General features: G+C 71.5%; 19 protein-coding genes, 1 tRNA gene and 2 pseudogenes. 11 read left to right on the top strand and 11 right to left on the bottom strand.

Annotated features, from left to right (window positions below):
- Nucleotides 1-59: 59 nt before the first annotated feature.
- From H4W31_RS10570 to H4W31_RS10560, 3 genes are all read left to right on the top strand, one after another.
- Nucleotides 60-1,598 carry an acyl-CoA carboxylase subunit beta gene (locus H4W31_RS10570; RefSeq protein ID WP_404825702.1) on the top strand — a complete coding sequence of 513 codons (1,539 nt, stop codon included), beginning with the start codon at nt 60-62 and terminating at the stop codon, nt 1,596-1,598.
- A gap of 85 nt (nt 1,599-1,683) precedes the next feature.
- On the top strand, nt 1,684-3,708 hold the full coding sequence (locus H4W31_RS10565; protein WP_192766492.1) for an ATP-binding protein: 2,025 nt from the start codon (nt 1,684-1,686) through the stop codon (nt 3,706-3,708).
- Nucleotides 3,709-3,768: 60 nt separating this feature from the next.
- Entirely contained in the window at nt 3,769-5,049 is a 1,281-nt protein-coding gene (locus H4W31_RS10560) for an acyl-CoA dehydrogenase family protein (RefSeq protein WP_192766491.1), read from the top strand.
- Between the two features lie 17 nt (nt 5,050-5,066).
- Here H4W31_RS10560 and H4W31_RS10555 read toward each other — a convergent pair whose 3' ends face one another.
- From H4W31_RS10555 to H4W31_RS10520, 8 genes and pseudogenes are all read right to left on the bottom strand, one after another.
- Nucleotides 5,067-6,257 carry a hypothetical protein gene (locus H4W31_RS10555; RefSeq protein WP_192766490.1) on the bottom strand — a complete coding sequence of 397 codons (1,191 nt, stop codon included), beginning with the start codon at nt 6,255-6,257 and terminating at the stop codon, nt 5,067-5,069.
- Complete coding sequence (locus tag H4W31_RS10550; RefSeq protein WP_192766489.1) at nt 6,254-7,195, bottom strand: transporter substrate-binding domain-containing protein; 942 nt, start codon at nt 7,193-7,195, stop codon at nt 6,254-6,256. The genes H4W31_RS10555 and H4W31_RS10550 overlap by 4 nt, the downstream gene beginning before the upstream one ends.
- Before the next feature lie 137 nt (nt 7,196-7,332).
- Nucleotides 7,333-9,120: a serine/threonine-protein kinase gene (locus H4W31_RS10545; RefSeq protein WP_404825575.1), complete on the bottom strand. Its 1,788-nt coding sequence runs from the start codon at nt 9,118-9,120 to the stop codon at nt 7,333-7,335.
- Between the two features lie 31 nt (nt 9,121-9,151).
- Entirely contained in the window at nt 9,152-9,595 is a 444-nt protein-coding gene (locus H4W31_RS10540) for a hypothetical protein (RefSeq protein ID WP_192766488.1), read from the bottom strand.
- Between the two features lie 208 nt (nt 9,596-9,803).
- Nucleotides 9,804-13,550: pseudogene (locus H4W31_RS10535) on the bottom strand (adenylate/guanylate cyclase domain-containing protein); the annotation flags it as partial.
- Nucleotides 13,547-14,347 carry an MBL fold metallo-hydrolase gene (locus tag H4W31_RS10530; RefSeq protein ID WP_192766486.1) on the bottom strand — a complete coding sequence of 267 codons (801 nt, stop codon included), beginning with the start codon at nt 14,345-14,347 and terminating at the stop codon, nt 13,547-13,549. The pseudogene H4W31_RS10535 and the gene H4W31_RS10530, both read right to left, overlap by 4 nt.
- A gap of 77 nt (nt 14,348-14,424) precedes the next feature.
- Nucleotides 14,425-14,886, bottom strand: coding sequence for a RidA family protein (locus H4W31_RS10525; RefSeq protein ID WP_192766485.1), 462 nt, complete (start codon nt 14,884-14,886; stop codon nt 14,425-14,427).
- Nucleotides 14,883-15,038 (bottom strand): DUF4177 domain-containing protein, encoded by a 156-nt coding sequence (locus H4W31_RS10520; protein ID WP_123561824.1) that lies wholly within the window; start codon nt 15,036-15,038, stop codon nt 14,883-14,885. Before H4W31_RS10520 ends, H4W31_RS10525 begins: the two co-directional genes overlap by 4 nt.
- Before the next feature lie 263 nt (nt 15,039-15,301).
- Here H4W31_RS10520 and H4W31_RS42655 point away from each other — a divergent pair, with 263 nt between their 5' ends.
- The 3 genes from H4W31_RS42655 to H4W31_RS10505 all read left to right on the top strand — a co-directional run bounded on the left by H4W31_RS42655 (nt 15,302) and on the right by H4W31_RS10505 (nt 18,567).
- Nucleotides 15,302-16,237: an Rv0361 family membrane protein gene (locus H4W31_RS42655; protein WP_225945473.1), complete on the top strand. Its 936-nt coding sequence runs from the start codon at nt 15,302-15,304 to the stop codon at nt 16,235-16,237.
- Nucleotides 16,238-16,263: 26 nt separating this feature from the next.
- On the top strand, nt 16,264-17,256 hold the full coding sequence (locus tag H4W31_RS10510) for an ArsA-related P-loop ATPase (protein ID WP_192766484.1): 993 nt from the start codon (nt 16,264-16,266) through the stop codon (nt 17,254-17,256).
- Between the two features lie 162 nt (nt 17,257-17,418).
- The gene (locus H4W31_RS10505) at nt 17,419-18,567 is read left to right on the top strand and encodes an ArsA family ATPase (protein WP_404825574.1); all 1,149 of its coding nucleotides are present in this window, start codon (nt 17,419-17,421) and stop codon (nt 18,565-18,567) included.
- On the opposite strand, the gene H4W31_RS10500 is transcribed toward H4W31_RS10505, so the two are convergent.
- On the bottom strand, nt 18,554-18,850 hold the full coding sequence (locus H4W31_RS10500; RefSeq protein WP_192766482.1) for a WhiB family transcriptional regulator: 297 nt from the start codon (nt 18,848-18,850) through the stop codon (nt 18,554-18,556). The two genes, H4W31_RS10505 and H4W31_RS10500, sit on opposite strands and share 14 nt — an antisense overlap.
- Nucleotides 18,851-19,258: 408 nt before the next feature.
- On the opposite strand from H4W31_RS10500, the gene H4W31_RS10495 reads away from it, so the two are divergent.
- On the top strand, nt 19,259-21,643 hold the full coding sequence (locus H4W31_RS10495) for a transglycosylase domain-containing protein (RefSeq protein WP_192766481.1): 2,385 nt from the start codon (nt 19,259-19,261) through the stop codon (nt 21,641-21,643).
- A 222-nt stretch (nt 21,644-21,865) separates the two neighbouring features.
- On the opposite strand, the gene H4W31_RS10490 is transcribed toward H4W31_RS10495, so the two are convergent.
- Complete coding sequence (locus H4W31_RS10490) at nt 21,866-22,324, bottom strand: GatB/YqeY domain-containing protein (RefSeq protein WP_192766480.1); 459 nt, start codon at nt 22,322-22,324, stop codon at nt 21,866-21,868.
- Between the two features lie 25 nt (nt 22,325-22,349).
- Between H4W31_RS10490 and H4W31_RS10485 the strand changes: the two genes are divergently transcribed.
- Both H4W31_RS10485 and H4W31_RS10480 read left to right on the top strand, forming a co-directional pair.
- Nucleotides 22,350-23,243: a metallophosphoesterase gene (locus tag H4W31_RS10485; protein ID WP_192766479.1), complete on the top strand. Its 894-nt coding sequence runs from the start codon at nt 22,350-22,352 to the stop codon at nt 23,241-23,243.
- A 112-nt stretch (nt 23,244-23,355) separates the two neighbouring features.
- Nucleotides 23,356-23,432 (top strand) — tRNA-Pro (locus tag H4W31_RS10480).
- Nucleotides 23,433-23,485: 53 nt separating this feature from the next.
- Here the strand turns inward: H4W31_RS10480 and H4W31_RS10475 are convergent.
- Nucleotides 23,486-23,767, bottom strand: a pseudogene (locus H4W31_RS10475) (tyrosine-type recombinase/integrase); the annotation flags it as partial.
- A gap of 205 nt (nt 23,768-23,972) precedes the next feature.
- Between H4W31_RS10475 and H4W31_RS10470 the strand changes: the two are divergent.
- Together H4W31_RS10470 and H4W31_RS10465 are read left to right on the top strand one after the other, a co-directional pair.
- The gene (locus tag H4W31_RS10470) at nt 23,973-24,437 is read left to right on the top strand and encodes a sigma-70 family RNA polymerase sigma factor (RefSeq protein ID WP_318783129.1); all 465 of its coding nucleotides are present in this window, start codon (nt 23,973-23,975) and stop codon (nt 24,435-24,437) included.
- Between the two features lie 36 nt (nt 24,438-24,473).
- Nucleotides 24,474-25,181 carry a hypothetical protein gene (locus H4W31_RS10465; RefSeq protein WP_192766477.1) on the top strand — a complete coding sequence of 236 codons (708 nt, stop codon included), beginning with the start codon at nt 24,474-24,476 and terminating at the stop codon, nt 25,179-25,181.
- Nucleotides 25,182-25,522: the final 341 nt, after the last annotated feature.

Here is a 25,522-nt window from a genome sequence, read left to right as displayed (position 1 = left end):
GCGTGCTGCGCACCGTCGTCGATCCGGCCGGTCCGGCGTACCAGGAGAACCGGACGGCGATGCTGGCCCGGCTCGACGACCTGGACGCGGCGCTGGACGCCGCCCGGGGCGGTGGCGGGGAGAAGTACGTGGCCCGGCACCACGCGCGGGGCAAACTGCTGCCCCGGGAACGGATCGAGCTGCTGCTCGACCGGGACGCCCCGTTCCTGGAACTCTCCCCGGTCGCCGGCTGGGGCACCGACTTTCCGATCGGCGCCAGCGTCGTCACCGGAATCGGTGTGGTCGAGGGCGTCGAGTGCGTGGTCGTCGCCAACGACCCGACGGTACGCGGCGGCGCGGTCAACCCGTACTCGTTGAAGAAGACCCAGCGGGCCGGCGAGATCGCGTTCGCGAACCGGCTGCCGATGATCAACCTGGTCGAGTCCGGTGGGGCGGACCTGGCCAGCCAGTCGGAGATCTTCATCCCCGGTGGCCGGGTGTTCCGCGACCTGACCCGGCTCTCCGCGGCCCGGATCCCGACCGTCTCGGTGGTGTTCGGCACGGCGACAGCCGGTGGGGCGTACGTGCCGGGCATGTCCGACTACACGATCATGGTCCGGGAGCGGGCCAAGGTGTTCCTGGCCGGACCGCCACTGGTCAAGATGGCGACCGGGGAGGACGCCGACGACGAGTCGCTGGGCGGTGCCGCCATGCACGCCGGCACCTCCGGACTGGCCGACTTTCTCGCCACCGACGAGCGCGACGGCCTGCGGCTGGCCCGACAGTGCGTACGCCGGCTGAACTGGCGCAAGCACGGCCCACCGGCCCGGACCACCCGGCCCGCCCCACCGAGGTACGACCCCGAGGAACTGCTCGGGATCGCCGGCACCGACCTGCGGGTGCCGTTCGACCCCCGCGAGGTGCTGGCCCGGATCGTCGACGGCTCCGAGTTCGACGAGTTCAAGCCCGGCTACGGGACCGCCCTGGTGACCGGCTGGGCGGAACTGCACGGCCGGCCGGTCGGCGTACTGGCGAACGCCCGGGGAGTGCTCTTCTCCGAGGAGGCCCAGAAGGCCGCCCAGTTCATCCAGCTCGCCAACGTCGCCGCGACACCCCTGCTCTTCCTCCAGAACACCACCGGCTACATGGTCGGCACCGAGTACGAGCAGCGCGGCATCATCAAGCACGGCGCACTGATGATCAACGCTGTCTCGAACTCGACCGTGCCGCACCTGACCGTCAACCTCGGCGCGTCGTACGGGGCCGGCAACTACGGCATGTGCGGGCGGGCGTACGACCCTCGATTCCTCTTCACCTGGCCGAACGCCAAGTCGGCGGTGATGGGGCCGGCACAGCTCGCCGGAGTGCTGTCGATCGTCGCCCGACAGGCCGCCGAGGCGAAGGGCCGGCCGTACGACGCCGACTCCGACACCGCGATGCGGATGATGGTGGAGCAGCAGGTCGAGTCGGAGTCGGGCGCGCTCTTCCTCTCCGGACGCCTCTTCGACGACGGCGTCATCGACCCCCGGGACACCCGTACCGTCCTCGGGCTCTGCCTCTCCGCCGTCCACAGTGCACCGGTCAGCGGCGCCGACACCTTCGGCGTCTTCCGAATGTGACATGCAAGGAAGGGCCCCTTCCTATCGTTTTCTGTAGAAGAAGGGCCCCCTCCTAACACCCCAAACCTCAAGGAGGGAGCCGCGGATGATCCGCAGACTTCTGGTGGCGAACCGGGGCGAGATCGCCCGCCGGGTCATCGCCACCTGCCGGGCGCGCGGCATCGAGACCGTCGCCGTGTACGCCGACCCGGACGCCGACTCCCCGTACGTCGCCGACGCCGACGTCGCGGTACGCCTGCCCGGCGCCACACCGGCCGAGACGTACCTCCGGGTCGACCTGCTCGTCGCGGCGGCCGTCCGGACCGGGGCCGACGCGGTGCACCCCGGCTACGGCTTCCTCGCCGAGCACGCCGGATTCGCCGAGGCTGTCCTCGACGCCGGACTTGTCTGGGTCGGCCCGTCCGCCAAGGCGATCGCGGCGATGGGCGACAAGATCGCGGCGAAGGAACTGCTGGCCGACGCCGGAGTGCCGATGCTGCCGACGTACACCGATCCGGGCCGGGTCGACGCGTTCCCGGTACTGGTCAAGGCGGCGGCGGGTGGTGGTGGGCGCGGCATGCGGATCGTCCGGGCCCCGGCGGACCTCGCCGAGGCGATGGCGTCGGCCCGGCGGGAGGCGACCGCCTCATTCGGCGACGGCACGGTCTTCGTCGAGCGGTACGTCGAGCGGGCCCGGCACATCGAGGTGCAGATCCTCGCCGACGCGCACGGCGCCGTGCTCTCGTTCGGCGAGCGGGAGTGTTCGATCCAGCGCCGACACCAGAAGATCATCGAGGATGCTCCCTCGACGGCGGTCACCCCGGAACTCCGGTCCGCGCTGACCACGGCGGCGGTGGCGGCGGCCCGGGCCGTCGGCTACCTGGGAGCGGGCACCGTCGAGTTCGTGGTGGACCCGTCCGGCGACTTCTACTTCCTGGAGATGAACACCCGGCTCCAGGTCGAGCACGCCGTCACCGAGTGCGTCACCGGCACCGACCTGGTCGGGCTGCAACTGCTGGTCGCCGAGGGCGGCGCGCTGCCGGCGTCGGCCCCGCCGGTGGCCGGGCACGCCATCGAGGTACGGCTCTGTGCCGAGGACCCGGCCGCCGACTGGCTGCCGGCCACCGGCACGCTGCACCGGTTCGCCGTACCGGGGGTGAGCACGCAGTTCCGTCCCGAGGCGCGGAACGATTCCGGGTTACGGCTGGACTCCGGGGTGCGGGACGGCTCCGTCGTCGGGGTGCACTACGACTCCATGGTCGCCAAACTGATCGCCTGGGCGCCGACCCGGACCGAGGCGGCCCGGTTGCTCGGGACCGCCCTCACCAGGGCTCGGCTGCACGGCGTGACCACCAACCGGGACCTGCTGGTCCGGGTGCTGCGCCATCCGGCGTACCTGGCTGGCGAGATCGACACCGGCTTCCTCGACCGGCATCCGGAGGTCTTCGCCCCGCTGCTGACCTCGGTCGACGGGCTCCGGCTCTCCTGCCTGGCCGCCGCGCTGGCCGGCGCCGCCGCCCGCCGGGCCGCCGCGCCGGTGCTGGCCGCGCTGCCGTCCGGCTGGCGCAACGTGCCGACCGGACCACAGACCATCGGGTACGACTGCCCGTCCGGCCCGGTCGAGATCGGCTACCGGCTCGGCCGCTCCGGCGAACTGGTCACCTGGTGGGTCCGCCCCGAACCCACCGGTGGTACGGCGACCGACGCCGACGCCGACGCCCCGGTCGACCATCCGACGGTGACGGTGACGGTGCTGCGGGCGGAGCCGTCCGGCACGGTACTGGAGGTCGACGGGGTACGACTCGACTTCGCCGTACACCGGGTCGCCGGGGTCTCCTTCGTGGACGGTCCCGAGGGTGCCGTCGCGCTGGCCGAGCGCCCCCGGTTTTCCGAGCCCGTGCCGGAGGTGCCCGAGGGCTCGTTGCTGGCGCCGCTGCCCGGCATGGTCAGCCGGGTGCTCGTCGTCGCCGGGCAACGGGTCGACGCCGGTGAGCTCCTGCTCACGCTGGAGGCGATGAAGCTCGAACACCCCGTGCACGCCCCGGTCGCGGGCACGGTCGCGGAGCTGCCGATCGGCGAAGGTGCCCAGGTGGAGACCGGCGCGGTGCTCGCCGTTCTCACGCCCGGATAGTCCCGTCCCCGAGCCACGGAACCGGCCCGGACACCCGTCTGCATAGGGAAGGCGCCCCTGATGGACTTCGACCTCACCTCCGAGCAGCAACAGCTCCGCGACGCCGTCGCGTCGCTGGGCCGGCGCTACGGCCACGGGTACTTCGTCGCCAAGGCGAAGTCCGGCGGGCACACCACCGAGCTGTGGGACGAGGCGGGCCGGCTCGGCTACCTCGGCGTCAACATCCCGGCCGAGTACGGCGGCGGAGGCGGCGGAATCACCGAACTCTCCATCGTCTGCGAGGAGCTGGCCGCGGCCGGCTGCCCGCTGCTGCTGCTCGTGGTCTCGCCGGCGATCGCGGCGACGGTGATCGGTCGGCACGGCACGCAGGCACAGCGCCGACGGTTCCTGCCGGGCTTCGCCGACGGGTCGCTGAAGATGGTCTTCGCGATCACCGAACCCGAGGCGGGCTCGAACTTCCACCGCCTCGGCACCGTCGCCCGCCGCGACGGCGACGGTTGGACGCTCTCCGGCCGCAAGTGCTTCATCTCCGGCGTGGACGAGGCACCGTACGTCCTGGTGGTCGCCCGGGTAGCCGACGACGAGCCGGAGGCCGCCGACCGGTCCGACGGCTCCGCCGCATCGCCCGGGTTGACGGGCCGGGGCGGCGCCGCCGGGTCGACAGCTCGCGGCGGCGCGGCCGGTGACCGGCTCAAGCCGGCACTGTTCATCGTCCCGACGGACGCACCCGGGCTGACCCGGTCGAAACTGGAGATGGAGATCGTGTCTCCGGAGAACCAGTGGCTGCTCTATCTCGACGACGTCCGGCTGCCCGCCGACGCCCTGCTCGGCAGCGACAGCGGGGCGGACTACCGCAGCGGGCTCGCCGCCGGGCTTCCCGCACTCTTCGCCGGGTTGAACCCGGAGCGGATCACCGTCGCGGCGATGGCCGCCGGCACCGCCCGGTACGCCATCGAGCGCGCCTCCACCTACACCGCGAGCCGACAGGTCTGGGGTCGGCCGATCGGCGCCCACCAGGGCGTCTCGCACCCGCTGGCGCACGCCGCCGTACAGCTGGAACTGGCCCGGTTGATGATCGCCAAGGCCGCCACCCTGTACGACGCCGGCCGGGACGCCGAGGCTGGGGTGGCCGCCAACCTGGCCAAGTACGCCTCGGCCGAGGCGTCGGCGCTGGCCGTCGACACCGCGATCCAGGTCCACGGCGGCAACGGCATGACGACGGAGTACGGCGTCGCCACCCTGCTCGGCGCGGTACGGGCCGGCCGGATCGCACCGGTCAGCCGGGAGATGATCCTCAACTTCGTCGCCCAGCACGTGCTGCGCCAGCCGAAGGCCTACTGAACGGCAGGGCGTACGGCTCAACGCGTGGTGGACGCCGTCGCCCGGCACGCCGCGTCGACCCGGGTGACCGGGCGTACCCGCCGGCCCATCCCCTCCAGCAGCGAGTCCTCGACGTGGAAGTCCCGGACCCGCAGCCGGTACCGGGGCAGTTCCCCCTCGGTCGGGCAGAGCACCTGCGCCTCGACCCGGCCGACCGGCACGTACCGCACCCCGCCGCGCTCCTGGAGGATCACGGTGCTGACGTCGTCCACTGTGATCACGTGGCCCCGGATGTCCTCGGTACCGTCGGCGCCCGCGTCGGCCCGGACCGTGGTGACGGTCAACGGCAGTACCGGAGTGGTGATCACCGGTAGGGCGGCCCAGCAGAGCATCGCCAGCACGGCCAGTTGGGCCGTCATGGCGAGCGGGCGCGCGACGATCGGGGGGATCGGTCCGGAGACGAAGAGCGCCAGCACCGGCGGTGCCGCGATCACCAGCACCGCGAAGACCTCCCGCTGCTGCCACGCGTCCCAGAGGGTCGGCAGCATCAGGTACGTGTAGCCGGCCAGCAGCCCGCCGAGCAGCAGCAGCCGGGGGACGCGGCGCTCGTCCAGCCGGTCCGGACCGAACTGGAGGGCGGCGGCGAGCGCGGGCAGCAGCAGTGGCAGGTAGAGGATCGGCCAGGTGGCGAGCGCCACGGCGAAGCTGGCGACGACCAGCCAGGTCGGGCTGATCGCCCGCCAGCGGGCGAAGAGCGGCGGGTGCCGTCCGATCCAGTGCGTCGGGGCGGCGGTGGCGCTGGCCGCCAGCGCCGCCCCGATCGCGAAGATCGCCACCAGGCCGGCGGAGAACAGCCGGGCCGCCGTGGTGACCAGCGCCGCGGCCAGGTTGACCGGGTTCACGTTCGCGACGAGCAGCAGCGTCGTCTGCAACTCACCGCCCGCCTCCACACCCAGCCGGAGCACGGAGAAGATCGCCGGTACCCCGACCACCAGGGTCCAGAAGGACTGACTGGCCCGGGATTTCCGATCGGTGAGGTCCGGCGCTCCCCACTGGCCGCCCACCGGCTCGTCGGGGCCGGACCGGTCGTCACCCGCCGGTTCGTCGACCCTCGACCGCAGCTCGACGGCCGGCGGCCCGGCCCGGCTTCCCGGGTGGTCGTCCGGTATCGGTGGATCGCCGGGCGCGGCGGCCCGGGGAACCGTCGACTCCCGGCCGGGCAGGGTCATACCGGTGCCTTGTCGTCGAAGTCCACCAACTCGGGTACGTCGAGCGGCGGCGGTTGCTCCCGCTCGCCGGGGAGCCAGGGACCCAGGTTCTGGTGGTACGCGGTGAGCCACGGGCTGGTCCTGCCACTGCGCCCGGTCAGGTAGCTCTGCTGCAGGAAGTACGCGACCAGGTCCCGGAGTGCGGGGTCGCTGATCGGTACTCCGACCCCGAGTTGTTCACTGGTGCCGAACGGCAGGTCGACGATCTCGAACTCGGTCGGGTACATCGAGCGGAACCCGGCCAGGATCGTCTCGTCGGAGCTCACCGCGTCGTACAGGTTCCTCTTCCGCATGCCGTCCACGCAGTCCCGGACGTTCTTCACCACCAGCGTCTTGATCCCGTGCTTCTCGAGTTCGGCCTCGGTGGTCGACCCGCCGCCCACACAGACCCGGTAGTTCGGGTTGCGCAGGTCCTCGATGGTGCGGATCTTGTCCTTCATGGCGACCGGGACCATCACCTCCTGCGTGGTGATGAAGTACGGCCCGGCGAAGCTGACCAGCTTCTGACGCTCCTCGGTGATGGAGAAGCTGGACACCACGATGTCCACCTGGCCGCTCTGGAGTGCGGGGATCCGGTCCTCGGTGGCGAGGTGGACGAACTGGATCGCGCTGTCCCCCTCGTACCCGAGGGATGTCGCGATGTACCGGGCGATGTCGATGTCGAAGCCGACCAGCTTGTTGTTGTCCAGCACTCCCATCAGCGGCTCGTAGGTGGCCACCCCGATCCGCAGCTTGCTCTGGCCGAAAATGTGCGTCTGCTCGAGTTTCTCCTGGACCGATGGAAGTTCCGGCTCCCGCTGGCTGTCGCAGCCGGCACCGGCGGCGAGCAGCAGGGTGAGCACGACCGCCGTGGTCGTGGCGAGCAGTCGGACACGTCCTCGGAGCGTTACGGTGATCATCGGCGGCCCCTGGTCTGAGGGCGGGATGCGAAAGCCCAGGGTAGCCGGCAGAGTCCATTCTGGTGATCGGCCGAGCGGGTTCCCCGCTGCTCGGCGAGACCCCGCCGACGGTCCTGCCGCCCGTCGGCGCCGCGCGGTCAGTCGGCGGTGAGGGCGGGCCCGGTGAGCTTGTCGACGCCCTTGCCGGCCAGGCAGCGGAAGGTCCGGCTGGCCGGACCGGCCGCACCGGCGGTCGCCGGCGGCAGCACCTCGAACTTCCAGCCCTCGGTCTCGATCAGGGTGGTGGTCAGCCGGAAGACGTTCGCGTTGCAGATGCCGCGCACCGTGGCGTCCCGCTTCACCGCCCCGTGATCGGTCGCGTCGACTCCGAGCGGCAGATCCCCTTCGGCGTACGACTCCCAGGTGTGCCGGCCGGTGCAGGGCAGTCGCCCGGCCTCCGCCTCGGTGCTCCTGACCCGTACCGGGCCGAAGCACTCCAGCTCGACCGGGCAGCGGGCGCCACCGGGCAGCGGCACGAGGCAGCCGCGCAGCACGCCACCGGTGCCGGGGAAGACCCGGGTGGCGGCCGTGCTGGCCGGTGCGGTGCCGCTGCGGCTGGCGCTGGGCGACGGGCCCGGCAGTCCCCGGGTCGCCGCGTACCAGGACCCGCCGGCGATAGTGGCGACCAGGACGATCGCGCCCAGCCCGCCGAGGAACCAGAACAGCGACCGGCGGCGGCTGGGGCGCGGCGGCACCGGCGGCACGTCGCCCTGGGCCGGGCCGGCGGACCGGGGTGGGGGCGGGGCGTAGGAACTCGACAGGTAGACGTTCGGCGGCGCACCACCCGAGGTCGGCACGCCGGACACCGGTACACCTGAGACCGGTACCCCGGAAACCGGAGCGCCGGAGGTGGGCGTCCGGGGTGCGGGAACTCCCGGCGACCCGCCGGATCCGGCATCCACGGCCGAGCCGGCGGACGCGGAGGCCGCGCTGCCAGCCGGGTCGGACCCGGAACCTCCGGGCCAGGAACCGCCGGAGACCGAGCCGCCGGAGACCGGAATCCCGGAGACCGGTACGGCACCCATCACCCCGGGGTACGGACCGACGCCGACCGTCGGCGGTTCCAGCGGGACACTGGCGAGCAGATCCCGCAGCTGCTCGGCGGAGGGTCGGTCCGAGGGGTCGTTGGCCATTCCGTAGCGGAGTAGGTCCAGCAGCCGGGTCGGCACGCCCGGCAGTTCCGGGATCGGCTCGGTGAACAGCTCCAGCAGGGTGAGCAGCCCCGGGTTCCGGTCGGCCTGCCAGCGCGGCGGCTTGCCGTGCATCACGGCGTACAGGGTGGCGCAGAGCGCGTACACGTCGACGGCCGGCGAGGGCGGGCTGTGCCGGAACATCTCCGGTGGCGCGTACGCCGGGGTGAGCACCTCCAGGGTGATCGCCGTGTCCCGGGCCTCGGCGAGCACGGCCAGTCCGAAGTCGGCCAGTGCCGGTTCGTTGAACCTCGAGTAGAGGATGTTGGCCGGCTTGACGTCGCGGTGCAGCACGCCGAGCTGGTGGGCGTCGGCGAGCGCGTCGGCGATCTTCACTCCGACTTCGCGCGCCTCGACCGGAGTGAGCGGCGAGGTACGCATACGTTCCGCGTACGAGCCGTCACACAGCTCCATGATCAGGAACGGGTGCTGGTCCTCGGTGACCCCGGCGTCGAAGAGGTCGACCACGTGCGGATGGGACGACATCCGGCCGGCCGCCCGCGCCTCGCGGAGGAATCGCCGCTGGTCCCGCTCACTGTCCAGGGTGCGGTTCTCGACCTTCACCGCCACCTCGCGCCCCACGGACTGCTGGGTGGCCCGGTAGACCGTGGCGTAGCCACCTCGGGCGAAGACCGACAAATCCGTCAGGCCGGGCACCACGGGCAGAGGCAGCGCGCCGGGCGGGGTGTCAGTCACAGACTCGAAAATACCGAAGACATGAGACGATTCAGCCCCCCGCACCCATGGCTGTTACCGCCTGGTTGCCAATCTGACGCCGGTCGAGCCACAACGCGACCGCGGTGGCGACCGCTCCGGCCCCTTCCCAGAGCGCGACGCCGAGGAATCGCGGCGGCGCCACCTCGGTCAGCACCAGCACCGTGAACACGGCGAAGGTCAGCAGCCGGAAGACCACCGTGAACCGGAAGAACGGCTCCCAGCCCGAGCTGGCGGCGAGCAGGTAGTACACACCCATGTTGAACGACGCCATCGACGAGGCGGTGACGAACGTCCGGGTGTAGTCGCCCGAGGCCCGTCCGCCAGCCGGCAGCACCTCGAAGCCGAGCAGCGTGAGCAACGTCTCCGGCCGGACCAGGCCGACGGCACCGAGCAGGAGGGCGAGTCCGCCGAAGACGGCGATGGTCCACGCCGCGGCCGAACGGGGCAGCCTCACAGACTCCGCCCTTCGTCCCGACGCCCGTCCGGTGTGGACGGAATTGGATCTAGGCTATCGGCTGCCCGGGCTGCGCGGTATCCCGGAGATCGACCGATCCCATCCTGGCACCGGACCCGACCTCGTCCGGCACCCCGTGCACCGGCACACCGCCCGGTCCGCGCTGCCGGATGATGACCACGCCGTCCCCGGCCGGCTGAGGATCCCGGGACAGCCGGGCCCGCAACTCCTCGGCCGCGGCCCGCTCACTGGTCTGCTGGGTCGAGTACGCCAACCGGACCGCCTCGTCGGCGACCAGCCGCGCCTCGGCCCACTCACCGGCCTCGACCAGCGCCTCGGCGAGCACCCGTGCCGCGATCACCCGACTCCGGACGTCCTCGCCCGGTGCCTCCACCGCCTGCCGGGCCCAGTCCAGCGCCACCGCCGTCTGCCCGTCGGCGAGCAGCGCGGCGGCGTACCGGGCCAGGGCCTGGCGCCGGGAGAAGAGCACCGACGGCACCGTACCGGCCGCCGCGATCGGTTCGAGCAGGCTCACCGCCGTCGGCGCGTCACCGCCGGCCAGCCGGCAGGCGGCGAGCAGCATCCGGGGACCGAGCTGGGTCGGAGCCAGCGGGTTGTGCGGCTCGACGGCCGCGAGCACCGCTTCGGCGTCCCGCTCGGCACCGGACACGTCCCCCCGGTCCAGCGCCACGAATCCCCGGAGTGTGCCGGCGAGGCCGATCAGCAGCGGGTGCGAGGTGCGGTTGCCGTACGCGAGCGCGTCGGTGAGCAGGTCGAGGGCGTGCTCCGGCTCGCCCACCCCGCGCGCCACGGCACCCCGTACGACCAGGGCGAAGCCCCGGCCCCAGTCGTCGGACGCCGCCGCGAAGTCCCGGTACGCCCGCCGCGCCTCGCGATCCGCCTCGGCGAGTTCGCCCAGCTCGGCGGCGGCGAACGCCTCCACGGCGCGCAGTGTGCCGACCGCCCACGCCTCGCCGACCCGCTCGCCGAACGGCAGGAACACCCGGGCCAGCCGACGGGCCTCGCCCAGCCGGCCGGCGAGCAGCCGGGCGAACGCGTTGGTGCCACGCAGCCAGGCCTGTCCCACCGGATCGTCGATCTCGGCGAAGAGTCGGGCCGCCCGGCCCAGCACCGCGTCGGTGCCGGCGAAGTCTCCCCGGGTGGTGGTCACCCAGGCCAGGTTCTGGAGGGACCAGGCCTGGCCCCGCGGATCGTCGGCGTCCAGATTGACCTGGTACGCCCCGGCGAACCGACTGCTGGCCTGGCTCAGCCGACCGCTGACGAAGTCGGCCATTCCGAGCCGCCGCATCGCCGACGCCCGAGGCCCGGGCAGGCCGGCCCCGGTGGCCACCTGCAACGCCTCCCGCCAGATACCCACCGCCCGATGCCGATCACCCTGCGCCTGGTACGCCTGCCCGACGACGAGCAGCGCTCCGGCCCGGACGGCGGCGTCGTCCCCCGCGTTCGCACCGACCTTCTCCGCGAAGGCGAGCGCGTCGGCGATCCGGCCCACCTGGAGCAGGGCGCGGGCGTGCACCAGCCGGTCGCCACCGGGTACGGACTCTCCGGCGAGCCGGGCGGAGCGTTCGGCGTACTGAACCGCCTGTGCCGGTTCCCCGGCCGCCAGCGCACGCCGGGCGGACCGGTTGAGCGCCGCCATGCCGAGCGGCGCCACGTTCCTGGCCGTCGCGTCGGAGCGCAGGCTGACCACGTCGGCGAGGGCGGTGGCCCGCTCGGCGTGCTCGGCGACGAACGCGTCCCGTTCCGCCTCCGGCATTCCGGTCGAGCCGGTCCCGGTCGGGGCGACCGGCCCCGACAGGCCACCGCCGCCGTGGACGACCTGACCCGGCAGGGCCGCGGCGACGGACGGCGCGGCCCACTCGGCGAGCGCCGCGTGCCGGTCGGCCCGGTCGGCCTTGCCGATCCCGGCGTAGACGGCCTCGCGCATCAGCGGGGTGGCGAAGATGTAGCCCTCCCGGTTGCGGTGCAACATCCGACGCTGGAGCAACTCCTCCACGGCCCGTTCCAGTTCGACCGCGACGACCGCCGTCGGCCGTCCCTCGCGCCCGGCCCGCCGCTCGCGCAACGCCTCCAGCGCACCGGCCGGGACCGTGTCACCGATCACGGCGGCGTCGCGGAGGGCCGCCCGCGCGTCGGCCGGCAGCGCGTCGATCCGGGCCGCCAGTACGGCGGCGAGGTCCCGGGAGAGCAACCGGCTGCCCAGCGAACCGGGTACCAGCCGCCAGATGCCGGCCGGTCCCGGCCCGGCGGGCGGTGCCGACGCGGCGGGTCCGGAACCATCGGCCGGGCCGGTCGCGGCGTCGGTGCCGGACCGGACACCGACGACCGGCCCGGTCCGGGTGGGAGTCCGGTCCAGCACCGTGGTCAGGGCACCCCGCTCCATCAGCAGGGTGACGAGTTCGGCCAGGTAGAACGGGTTCCCCTGGGCGGTGGCGAGCAGCCGGTCGACATCGGCCTGCGGTAGCCGCCCACCGCTGAGGTACGCGGTGAGCAGCCGGGCGGCGTCCGCGCCCCGCAGCGGCGGCAGCGAGTGCACCTCGGCGTCGGCCAGCCGGGTCAGCGCCCCGGCGGTACGGACGAGTTCGGGCCGGCCGAGCAGCAGCACCAGCACCGGCCCGGTCAGCCGGGACAGGGTCACGCCGAGGGCGTCCGTGGTCTCCGGCGTCGCGTCGTGCAGGTCGTCGACGATGACCGCCAGCGGAGTCTCGGCGGCGAGCGCGCTGAGCAGTTCGGCGACGGCGGCCGGGATCGCGTCGGCGGCCGACGCGGGCTCGCCGGCCGACCACTCGGCGGGGCCGGCCGGCACGGTGCCGTGTGCGGAAGGCAGGTCGGCGTAGCCCAGCAGGGCAAGCAGGAGGTCGACGGCGACCGGCGGCGGGTCGGGACGGTGCCGGGCCAACCGCTGGCCGAGCCGGCGTAGCCTCTCCTCGACCACCGACCGGGTCACGGCGGTGGCCGGGCCGTCCGGCAGGCCGACCGCGGCCCGGACCAGGTCGGCAAGGGGCGCCAGCCGGCGGCGTTCACCGAACGCCGCACACTTCACCGAGAGCACCCGGGCACCGGTGTGGGTCGCGTACCGACCGGCGCCGACGTCGTAGCCGGCGGCCAACCGTTCCACCTCGGCGCCGAACCGGGACTTGCCGATGCCTGCCTCGGCGGTCATCAGCAGCACCCGGGGCTGACCCTGGTCGATGACCTCGGCGAGCCGGCCGGCGACCCGGCCGATCTCGGTCTCCCGACCGACGAACGGCGCCTCGTCGCCGAGCCCGGACCGGGTACCCGGCGCGTCGAGCAGGCCCAGCAGTTCGTACGCCTCGACCGGCTCCCGCTTGCCCTTCAGCCGCAACGGCCGCAGCGCCCGCCAGGAGGAGACCCGTCGGGTCGCCGCCGCCGTCCGGGCCCCCGCGTAGACGGCGCCGATCGCGGCGGCGTCGGCCAGCCGGGCGGCGGTGTTCACGGTGTCGCCGATGACGGTGTACTCGATCGCGGCCTGGATCCCGGCGACCACGTCTCCGGTGTTGAGGCCGACCCGCAGGCCGAGCGGGGCGCCGCCGCCCTGCTCGTCGTCCAGGACCCGGCGGACCGCGCGTTGCATGGACAGCGCCGCCCGGACCGCCCGCTCGGCGTCGTCCTCGTGCGCGACCGGCGCCCCGAAGACCGCCATGATCCCGTCACCGGTCAGCTTGTCGACGTGTCCACCGAAGGTCTTGACCGCGCCCGCCAGCGCCGCCAGCACCCGGTCGGTGACCGTGCTGACCCGCTCCGGGTCGAGGTCCTCCGACCAGGAGGTAAAATCGGACAGGTCGCCAAAAAGTACCGTTACCACCCGCCGCTCCGCCTCCGGGAGGGTGGCGGCAGCGGGCAGCGCGACTCCACAGTTGTGGCAGAACCGCGCTCCGGGTACGGCGACAGTTCCACACACCGGGCAGGTCACGCGATGTCCAACCCACCGGCCCCCGGGCCGGATTCCCGGTTCTCTTGATCGAGATAGGCGAGCTGTGCCCGGACCGACCATTCGGCCGCCGGCCAGAGCGTCCGGTCCACGTCGGCGTAGACCGTCGCCACCACCTGTTCGGGGCTGCTGGCGCCCTCGGCCACCGCTCGACGGACCTGGTCGAGCCGGGCCCGCCGGTGGGCCAGATAGAACCGGGCCGCCACGGCGCAGTCGGCCAGTGCCGGGCCGTGCCCCGGCAGCGCGGGGGTCCCGTCGTACGCCGTCAACGCCGTCAGGCTGTCGAGGTAGTCCCCGAGATCGCCGTCGGGATGGGCGACCACGGTGGTGCCCCGGCCCAGGATCGTGTCCCCGGTGCAGACGGCCCGCTCGTCACCCCCCTCGATCAGGAAGCACAGCGAGTCCGCGGTGTGTCCCGGGGTGACCAGCGCCCGGACCCGCAGGCCGGCCGCGTCGACCGTCGACCCGGCGGCGCCGAAGCCCAGCCGCTCGGCCCCGGTCAGCTCCAGGAACCGGTCCAGCCCCTCGGTGTGGTCGGGATGCCCGTGCGTGATCAACACCCCGACGACCGGCCCGAGTGCGGCCACCGCCGCGAGGTGCCCCTCGTCGAGCGGGCCGGGATCGACCACCAGTACGCCACCCGCGCCCGGGGCGGCCAGCACCCAGGTGTTGGTGCCCTCCAGGGTCATCGGGCCCGGGTTCGGGGCGCGGACCAGCGTCGCCCAGCTCGGTAGCTGGTCAGCCAGCGCCGCCGCCGGCGCCGTCACGTGCCCCGTCATGGCTGAGATGGTACGACCCACAGATGACAAGCCCGCGACGCGCGGCTGTCCTCAACCCGACCCGGCCCGGCCTCCGGTCAGGCGACCTCGACGATCACCTCGACCTCGACCGGGGCACCCAGCGGCAGTTCGGCGACGCCGACCGCACTCCGGGCATGCCGTCCGGCCTCGCCGAACACGCTGCCGAAGAGTTCCGACGCGCCGTTGACCACCGCGGGCTGGCCGGTGAAACCGTCCGCGGACGCCACGAAACCGGTCACCTTGACGATCTTCACCACGGTCTCCAACCCGACCAGCGCGTCGATCGCGGCCAGCGCGTTCAGGGCGCACCGGGCGGCCAGATCCTTCGCCTGTTCGGCGGAGACTCCCGCGCCGACCCTGCCGGTGGCGAGCAGTTTGCCCTCGGACAGGGGCAACTGGCCGGAGACGTACACGTGTCGACCGGACTGGACCGCCGGTACGTAGTCGGCCAGCGGCGGTACCACCTCGGGCAGCACCAGACCCAGCTCGGCGAGCTTGGCGTGTGGCCCAGCGGTCACGACTTGGCCCGCTTGAGGTACGCGACGAGCTGTTCCGGGTTGGGGCCGGGCACGACTGCCACGAGTTCCCAGCCGTCCTCGCCCCAGTTGTCGAGAATCTGCTTGGTGGCGTGCACGAGCAGCGGCACCGTGGCGTACTCCCACTTCTGCATTGCTAGAGGTCTCCCTCGGTCTCGGGGGCGTTTCCGCGACAGCCTACGGGCTGCACCGCCAGCCCACGTACGCCTCCCGGCCGGTTCGCCGGAGTCGACGTCCGCCGCGACCGGTACGGCCCCGGCTGGCCACGCCGGGTTACCCTCGCCCCGGTGGGTCACTAAGCCCTTCCGCCACGCTCAGGACCACGCCAGCCCCCCCGCGAGCCGCCCGCCGGTCACGGGCGACCACCGCATCGGGGCCCACCGGGATTGGGGACACCATGACGCAACCACCCGACGGCGACGAGGCCCCCCGCCGCCCAGGTGAGCGCCCCGACGCGACAGCGGACACCGACCCGGCGCCGGAAGCCGTCGCGGCAGCGGACGATCCAGCCACGCCGGACACGGCTGCGGCAGCCGACACGCCGACCACGCCCAGCACGCTCGGCGCAATGGAAGCTCCGGCCACGTCCAACACGGCTGCGGCAGCCGGGACACCGACGACACCGGTGGCCGATCCGGGCATCGAGGACGGACGGGACGCCGAGCAGTCGACGGTGTCCGTCGACCGGGCGGCGCCGCCGGAGCCGTCGACCTCGCCATGGGCCGCGCCGACGGCGACCGGCGACGCCACCGCGCCCGTTCCCCCGGCTCCGCCGACCGACGAGACCACGCCGCTGGGCCAGCCTGGCTGGCCGCCGGCCGGGCAGTTTCCCCCGGGTACGTTGCCGGTTCCCCCGGGTACGGTGCCGGCCGGGCCGGTCGCGGTGCCGAAGAAGCGTCGCGGCCTGCTCTTCGCGGCGATAGCGCTGGCGGCGACGCTGCTGCTCTGCGTCGGCGGCGGAGTTTCCGCCTACCTGCTGCTGCGCAACGCCGACCGGGGTGAGGGCGCCGCCGAGCCTGCCGCCGCCGTGGAGGGCTTCCTGGAGGCGGTCTACACGCACCGGGACCCCGGCCGGGTGGCCAGCCTGACCTGCCCGGCGGCCCGCGACGAGGACAAGATCGCCGCGAAGGTCGAGGAGCTGGCGGATCAGCTGAAGGCGTACGACACGCCCCGGTTCCGGTGGACCGAACCCAGGGTCGACGAGCAGGACGCCGAGCGGGCCCTCGTGTCGACCACGCTCACCATGGCGACCGGCGACGAGCGGACGATCGACCAGCGGCTGGGGTTCATCGTGGTCGAGGAGAACGGCTGGTGGGTCTGCGACGTGGTCTGACCCGCCCGGCTGGATAGGCTCGGAGGGTGCGAGCGGGCGAGGAGTCGGACGACCGGGCGGACGCCGAACGGGTCAGCGCCCGTTGGCCCGCCCGGCTCCACGTGGTCACGGGTAAGGGCGGAACCGGCAAGACGACGGTAGCCGCCGCGCTGGCGTTGGCGCTGGCCAGCGGCGGGCGCCGTACCCTGCTGGTCGAGGTGGAGAGCCGGCAGGGCATCGCCCAGCTCTTCGGCACCGACCCGCTGCCGTACGAGGAACGACCGATCGCCACCGCCCGGCGCGGCGGTGAGGTCCGAGCCCTGGCGGTCGACTCCGAGGAGGCCCTCCTCGAATACCTGGACATGTTCTACAAGCTCGGCGCCGCGGGGCGGGCACTGCGCAAGCTCGGTGCGATCGACTTCGCCACCACCATCGCGCCCGGCCTGCGGGACGTACTGCTCACCGGCAAGGTCAAGGAGGCCACCACCCGGACCGCCGACAAGCGCCGGGTGTACGACGCGGTGGTGCTCGACGCCCCGCCGACGGGCCGGATCGGCCGGTTCCTGAACGTCACCGCCGAAACGGCCCGGTTGGCCAAGGTCGGCCCGATCAAGACCCAGAGCGAGGGTGTCGCGGCGCTGCTGCGCTCGCCGATCACCGCCGTCCACGTGGTCACCCTGCTGGAGGAGATGCCGGTCCAGGAGACGATCGACGCGATCGCCGACCTGACGAAGCTGCGCATCCCGGTCGGCCGGCTGATCCTCAACGCCACCCGCCCGGCGCTGCTGGCCGGCAAGGTCACCCAGGCCGAGTTGCGTCGCGGGCTGGCCGCCGCCGGCCTGCCGACCGACCGGGCCACCGTCGCCGGGCTGCACTCCGAAGCCCGTGACCAGCTCATCCGGCGGAACCTCGAGGAGACACTCCGCGCCGAACTGGTCGAACTGGGGCTGCCCCTGGTCGAACTGCCCCTGCTGACCGAGGGCGTGGACCGGGTCGGTCTGGACATGATCGCCGACACCCTGCTCGACGCGCCGACCTGAGCCGAGCCGAGCGGGGCGATGGGGCCCGGCGTCAGGGATCGGGACCGGGCGTCGAGCGCGGGGCGCCGGGGATCGGCTCGAACGGGTGGCGCCATAGCCGACTGACTCACACCTGGGCGCCACCACACCGTCCGCGCGGCACTGTCCCGATACGCTCGTTTGGTGCGTCCCGATCACCCAGTGCCGCAGCTGGACATCGACCAGATCCTCGCCGATCCCGGCGTCCGGATCGTGGTCTGCTGTGGCGCGGGCGGGGTGGGCAAGACCACCACCGCCGCCGCGCTGGCTCTCCGGGCCGCCGAGCGGCACGGCCGGCGTACGGTGGTGCTCACCATCGACCCGGCCCGACGGCTGGCCCAGTCGCTCGGCCTGACCGAGCTGGACAACACTCCTCGGCAGGTCAAGGGGATCGACGTCGAGGCAAGCGGTGGCCAACTGCACGCGATGATGCTGGACATGAAGCGGACCTTCGACGACGTGGTGCTCGCGCACACCGATCCGGCGAAGGCGGCGGAGATCTTCGCGAACCCGTTCTACCAGGCGATGAGTTCGACCTTCGCCGGTACGCAGGAATACATGGCGATGGAGAAGCTGGGTCAGCTGCACTCCCGTGGCGAGTGGGACCTGATCGTGGTCGACACCCCGCCGTCCCGGTCCGCGCTCGACTTCCTCGACGCGCCGGCCCGGCTGTCCCGGTTCCTCGACGGTCGGATGCTGCGATTGCTGCTGGCCCCGGCCCGCAGCGGCGGCCGGAGCATGTTCAGCCTGGTGACGGCCTCGTTCGGAATGTTCTCCCGGGTGGTGCAGAAGGTGCTCGGCGCCCAGTTGCTCACTGACCTGTCCGGCTTCGTAGCGGCGCTCGACTCGATGTTCGGCGGCTTCCGGCAGCGCGCCGAGCAGACGTACCGGGTGCTACAGGCGCGGGAGACGGCCTTCCTCCTGGTCGCGGTGCCGGAGCCGGACGCGGTCCGGGAGGCCGCCTACTTCGCCGGCCGGCTGAGCCGGGAGCGCATGCCGCTCGCCGGTCTGGTGCTCAACCGGGTGCATCGGCCGGCGGTCGAGACACCCACCGCGGCCGACAGTCTCGCCGCCGCCGACCGGCTCGAAGAGCTGGGTGGTCACGAGGCGACGGTCGAGGCCCTGCGTGCCCACGCGGCCCTGACCCAGCAGGCCGCGCGGGAGCGCCGGGTGGCCCGGGTCTTCACCGACGCCTTCCCCTCGGTGCCGACGGTCGCGGTCACGGCTCAGCCCGCCGACGTTCACGACGTCGACGGGCTGCGCACGATAGGTGCCGCGATCAGCCAGCCGTGACGAGGACCTTGTCCTTGTTCTTCATGGCCGCCTCGAACATCTTCCGCCAGCTCGCCACCTGCGGGTGTCGACGCAGCAGGGCCCGGCGTTCCCGCTCGGTCATGCCACCCCACACCCCGAACTCGATGCGGTTGTCGAGCGCGTCGGCCAGGCACTCGTAGCGCACGGGGCAGCTGCGGCAGATCCGCTTCGCCACGTTCTGTTCGGCGCCCTGTACGAACAGCGCGTCAGGATCCCCGTTCTGACACGCCGCCAATGTGGGCCAGTCTGTGATCATGCCCATCTGTTTCTGTCCCCCCTTGCAGTCCCGCTACCGACCAGAGCCGGTCAGCCGGCGATAACCCCCCGGTCACCCGTGCCGCCCTCCCCCGGACACCACGGACGACATGCGATTCTCTCGCCCGACCATCATGCTCTGTAGTCAACTGATTACGCAACGTTGTCAGCCAAATCCGTCAACCCGGACAGTCCCTGACCCTTTCGTCCGGCGATCCGGCGCTGACTACCCGGCAGTAAGCTGCGAAAACGCTGCGGAGGCTGCTCGAAAGGAGGAGACTCTGCAGCAGAAGCCCGCAACCGCACACCGGGGGTCATGCGTTTAGCACAACGAGGCCAGCGCCAGCAGGAAATGGGGAAAGTACGCAGGGCGCGACCTCGGTGCTGATTCACGTACCCTGTCGAGGTGACCTGGATGCGGAAGCGTGACCACAATGTCTTCACCAACGCCGCGTCGCTGCTGATCTGTGGCCTGCTGGCCGGCGTGGTGGTCGCGGCCGCCGCCTTCCCCGCAGTGGCGATGTCCGGACTGGCAGCGAAGGCCGGCTCGGAGACGTTCGACAAACTACCCACCGAACTGACCGTCAAGAAGGCGCCGCAGATCAGCTACATGTACGCGTCGGACGGTAAGACACCGCTGGCGACCATGTACGACGAGAACCGCCGCGACGTGGCACTGAAGGATGTCGCACCGACCGTCGGCAAGGCCCTGATCGCCGCCGAGGACAAGCGCTTCTACGAACACAACGGCGTCGACATGAACGGTGTCGCCCGGGCGTTCGTGGCGAACAACCAGGCGGGCGTCACCACTCAGGGTGCCTCGACGTTGACGATGCAGTACGTCCGGCTCACCATCGCCTACTCGGCGACCCACCCGCAGGACGTCGTCGCCGCCACCGAGGACACCAGCGCCCGGAAGCTCCGCGAAATGCGGTACGCCCTGCAACTGGACGCCGACCTGTCCAAGGACGAGATCCTGGAGGGCTACCTCAACATCGCCCCGTTCGGCAACGGCGCGTACGGCATCTTCGCGGCCAGCCAGGTCTACTTCGGCAAGCTTCCGAAGAACCTGAAGCTCGACGAGGCCGCGATGCTCGCGGGCATGGTGAAGGCGCCCTCGGACAACGACCCGACCACCAAGAGCGGTTACCCGGCCGCCGTCGAGCGGCGCAACTGGGTGCTCGACCAGATGGTGGAGACGAAGGCGATCACGCCGGAGGAGGCCACCGCGGCCAAGGCGGTCAAGCTGACGGTCAAGGACAAGCGCACCCCCAACGGCTGCGTCGCCACCAACAAGAACGACTGGGGCTTCTTCTGCGACTTCTTCTACCGCTGGTGGATGCAGCAGGAGACGTTCGGCCCCACCCAGTACGACCGGGAGCGCCGGCTCAAGAGCGGCGGCTACAGCATCGTCACCACCCTCGACGCGAAGACGCAGAAGGCGGCCAAGGACGCCATCGAGCGCAACGTCAAGACGGGCAAGAAGGAAGCGATGATGCTGGCGGCGGTCGAGCCCGGCAGCGGACGCGTCCGCGCCCTGGCCGTCAACCGGAACTACAAGCTGGACGACCCGAAGAAACCAGCGAACAAGATCTCCACAAACCCGGCCAAGAAGAGAAAGAACATCCGGGGCACGTACCCGAACACCACCAACCCGCTGCTGACCGGTGGCGGCGACATCACCGGCTACCAGGCCGGCTCGACGTTCAAGATCTTCACGATCGTGGCGGCCCTGGAGAACGGCTACCCGCTGCACCACACGATCAATGCCAAAGAGGTCGCCCAGACGAAGTACATCGTCGAGTACGGCTCTCCGGCCGCCTGCGGGGGCACCAACAAGTACTGCCCGCAGAACGCCAACAAGAGCATGGCCGGGCCGTCGAACATGTGGACCGCCTTCGGCAGGTCGGTGAACACCTACTTCGTGCCCCTGCAGGAGCGGGTCGGCGCGGCCAAGGTCGTCGACGCGGCGAAGCGGATGGGCATCACCTTCCGGGCCAGCAACGACGCCCGGTTCGCCTCCAACAAGCAGTACGCCAACCAGTGGGGCGCGTTCACCCTGGGTGTCTCCCAGACGACGCCGCTGGAGCTGGCCAACGCGTACGCCACGCTGGCCGCGGACGGCAAGTACTGCGAGCCGATTCCGGTGCAGCAGATCCGCGACCAGGACGGCAACAAGCTCGACATCGCCAACCCGCGCTGCGAGCAACGGATCAAGACCGAGGTGGCCCGGGCCGCCGTGGACGCCGCCCGCTGCCCGGTCGGTGACGATTCCTCCACGTCCCGTTGCACCAGCGGCACCGCGCAGAACGTCCGTGGCATCGTCGGAAAGCCGGTGGCCGGCAAGAGCGGTACGACCGACTCGGAGAAGAGCGCCTCGCTGGTCGTGATGACCAAGCAACTCGCGATGGCCGGCATCCTCGCCGATCCGGACTGGGCCGAGACCACCCAGAACATGGGGCACGACGTGCGGGGTGGCGTCAATCCCCCGGTCTACCAGGCGCTGCGGGACGCCATGAAGGGCAAGAAGTCGATCCAGTTCACGCCGCCCTCCGGCAAGATCATCGAGGGCGACCAGAAGAGCATCCCGGACGTCAAGTGCCTGGCGCTCCAGACGGCCCTGTCCCGGATCAACGGCGCCGGCTTCGACGCCGAGAAGGGCGGCGAGGTCGACTCCAGCTGCCCGAAGGGTACGGCGGCCGGCACCAGCCCGGACGGTCGGACGATCAAGGGCGGTCCGGTGGTCGTCGACGTCAGCAACGGCAAGGGAGCGGGCGGCAACCCGCCACCGAGGCGCTGACCAGGCCAACTCCGGCTACGCCCGCCACCAGCGGGCGTAGCCCTGGGCTCGGATGAAACGACGAACGGGCGGTCACCCCAGTGCCGGGGTGACCGCCCGTTCTCCGTTTCCTGACGGGCCGTTCTCCGTCCGCTGACCGCCCGTTCTCCGTCCGCTGACGGGCGCCGGCGACCTCCGCCGCTGACGGAACGGCGACGTCCGCCGCTGACGGGCCGGCGACCGCTATCCGGCGCCGAGCTGGCGGCGTACCTCGGCGGCCACCCGGCCACCCTCGGCCCGGCCGGCCACCGCGGCCTGTGCCGCCTTCATCGCCGGGCCCATCTGTCCCCGGTCGGTGAACCCACCGGCGGACAGCGCCCCCGCGACCAGATCGGCCAGTTCGTCGTCGGGGAGCTGCTTCGGCAGGTACCGGTCCAGCACCGCACCCTCGGCCCGCTCCCGGGCCGCCTGCTCCGCCCGGCCGGCGTCACCGAACGCGGCCGCCGCCTCCCGGCGCTTCTTCTCCTCCTTGGTGAGCACCGCCAGCACCTCCTGGTCGGAGAGTTCCCGCTTCGCCTTGCCAGCGACCTCGGCGTTACCGATCGCCGCCAGCGCCATCCGCAGCGTCGAGGTGGTCAACTCGTCACGAGCCTTCAGCGCGGTGCGCATGTCTGAGGTCAGGAGGTCCTTCAAGGTGCCCATGGACGGTCAAACTACCCTGAGCGGCATGCGAAAGCGCACAGTATTCCAGCTGGCCGCCGGGACCGTCGTGGCCGGCGGCGCCGCCTTGGCGTACGCCTCGCTCATCGAGCGAAACATGTTCACCCTGCGCCGGTACGACGTACCCGTGCTGGCCACCGATGCCGAACCGCTGCGCATCCTGCACCTGTCGGACCTGCACATGATGCCCGACCAGCGCCGCAAACAGGCCTGGGTAGCCTCACTCGCCGCCACCGACCCCGACCTGGTCGTGGTGACCGGGGACAACCTCGCCCATCCCGAGGCGGTACCCGGTGCGCTGCGGGCCCTGCAACCGATGCTCGACTATCCGGGCGCGTTCGTGTTCGGCTCCAACGACTACCGGGGACCGGTCTGGAAGAACCCGCTCAGCTACCTGCTGCCGGAGCGCGAGTACGTACAGGGCGTCGACCTGCCGTTCGAGGATCTGCGCGAGGTGCTGGTCGGCGCCGGCTGGGCGGACCTGAACAACGCCCGTACGACGATCAAGTCCGGTGGGCGGCTGATCGAGCTGGTCGGCGTGGACGACCCGCACATCGAACGCGACGACTACTCCTCGGTCGCCGGGAAGATCGGGGAGCGGACCGACCTCGCCATCGGGCTCACCCACTCGCCCGAGCCCCGGGTGCTGGACGAGATGGCGGCCGACGGCTTCGAGTTGCTGCTCGCCGGACACACCCACGGCGGGCAGGTACGCGTCCCGTTCGTCGGCGCCCTGACGACCAACTGCGACCTGCCCCGGTCCATGGCACGCGGGCTGCACCGCTGGCCCGACTCGGACGCCTGGCTGCACGTCTCCGCCGGCCTCGGCACCCATCCCACCGCCCCGGTCCGGTTCGCCTGCCGGCCCGAGGCATCGCTGCTGACGCTCATCCCCCGCTGAGCCGTCCGGCTGCTCCGGCACGTTCCCACAGGTCGGTGTGGGGCCGGACGCACCGGCCCGGATACCGAATTTGACCGGCGGGTCGGGTGGGCTACTATTGCTCGGCACGCCTCGGGGTGTGGCGCAGCTTGGTAGCGCGCTTCGTTCGGGACGAAGAGGTCGTCGGTTCGAATCCGGCCACCCCGACCAGGTCAGAGGGCATATCCGATCCATGGATATGCCCTCTAGTGCTTCCTGAGTGACTAACTGAGTGACTGTCCCTCCGGGGCAAGCGCGAAGATGCGATCCATCGCCACCGCACCGCTCAGCAGGACCGGGCGTAGCTGGTGCCGGTAGACCTTCTCCGTGACGGTCGTACCCGAGTGCCCACAGAGATCCGCGATGTCCTCCAGGGTCACCCCGCTACTGGACAGCACGGACACGAAACTGTGTCGCAGCTCTCGGGGCGTCCAGTCGGCTGAATCGACTCCAGCAGCCTTCACGGCCTGGCGGAAAGTACGCCGAACGGTCGCAGCGCCACTAGCTACTTCGACACGAGGATCCCGGCGCGTCCGCGCCGGTCGAGCTCGTCGACCATGAGGTCACTGAGATCCCCGTGGTGATTCGGCCCGTCGTGCAACCCGGACGAGCCCGATTCCGTATGAGCGGTGTCCACATGTCCAGTATCGAGAGAGAAGGCGGGCGTCCGTGACATGGAGATCCGAACGAGATCGCAGGTTCACCGAGTTCGTGCTGGCCAAACGTGCCGCGCTCGTGCGTGTGGCGACTCTGCTGCTGTCAGGTGACTTGGCCAAGGCTGAGGACGCGGTGCAGACGGGGCTGGTTCGTCTGTACCTCGCTTGGCCGCGGGTTCGCCCTGAAACGCTGGAGGCCTACGCACGCCGCTGCGTGGTGAACGCGGCGATGGATGACCGCCGGAGTCTGTTCCGCCGCCGCGAGCGGGTCCAGGCGCAGCTGCCGGATGTCGCCGCCGCCGAGGCAGCGTACGGGGACGAGAAGGCGACGGCGGCGTTGCTGGCCACTTTGCCGGCCCGCATGCGGGCAGCGGTTGTGCTGCGTTACGTCGAGGACCTCAGCGTCGCCGAAACCGCAGACGCGATGGGTTGCAGCGAGGGCACGGTGAAGAGCCAGAGCGCTCGTGGCTTGGAGCATCTGCGTGCGGTCTTTCCACAGCACGAGCACAACTTCGTTTGATCGACAGCTGGTGAAACTAATCGGAGAGGTATTGCTATGCAGGAAATCGTTGATGTTCTGAGGGAACTGCCCCACGTGGACTCACCCGCAGCGGCAAGTGCGGAGACTGTCGCCGCGGATGTGGCCCGTGGGCATCGTGCCTTGATCCGTCGCCGACGCAACCGGATCGCTGGCTCAAGCCTCGTTGTCGCTGCCGTGGCCGCCATGGTGGTTGGCGTCACTCAATTCGGACCCGCTGGTTCCCGGCCCACTGCCGCAGGCGAGTCGGGTACGACGACCCAGCAGGCGCCCCGGATTCAGCTCGTCGCCTTCACCGGCACCCAGCCGGCCGGTTTCAGAGTTGACACCGTACCGGCTGACTGGCAGGTGATCTCGTCGAACAGGAACGAATTTGTGGTCGTGCCGCCCGGCGCGGATTCCTCTTCGGCGCTTCCTATGGTCGTCGGTTCCCAGGGTGCCGAGGCGGAGGGATCGAGCGTCAGCTACGACGGTCGCATCGCGGTCACCCTCCAGGGAATGTCCCGGCTGCCCAGCGAGACGCCCGTCACGAAGGTCTCCGTGAACGGCAGGGATGGCCTACTGGGACACGCCAAGGGCGGAGTCATCTGGTTGATCTTTTCTGACGCCGCAGGCAAGAAGGTCCTGGTGCAGGTCCCGACTTCCGTCGGCCTCACCACCGATCAGGTAGTCAGTTTCGCGCAGGGCATCACCGTCACCAGCGACGCGCACTCCGTGGGCGGCTGACTCGCCGCCCCGGCTGCACCAAACGGCGCCACCGACGAGGTCGGTGACGCCGTTTGGTGTGGACCTCGGCGAAGTCGTTAACTGGCTAAGACCTCGGGGCGCTTGGCGCGAAGCACTCCTAGTGCGCCGCGCCGGAATTTCGCGTGATAAGTGGGTAGGTCGAATCCGGCCACCCCGACCAGAGTAAGTGCAGTTCAGGGCCGGTCTCCTCACCAGGGGCTGGCCCTGAATCATCTCCGGGAGCGCTCGGCGTCCACTCGTCGCAGGTCCAGAGGCGCGCTGGTCGATCACCACGTACGGGCAGGCTGTGTGACGATGCGCGGAACGCACGCTGGAGCGGC

This window comes from Plantactinospora soyae (genome assembly GCF_014874095.1).
Lineage (GTDB): Bacteria > Actinomycetota > Actinomycetes > Mycobacteriales > Micromonosporaceae > Plantactinospora > Plantactinospora soyae.
This window is presented reverse-complemented; position numbering and strand designations above follow the sequence as displayed.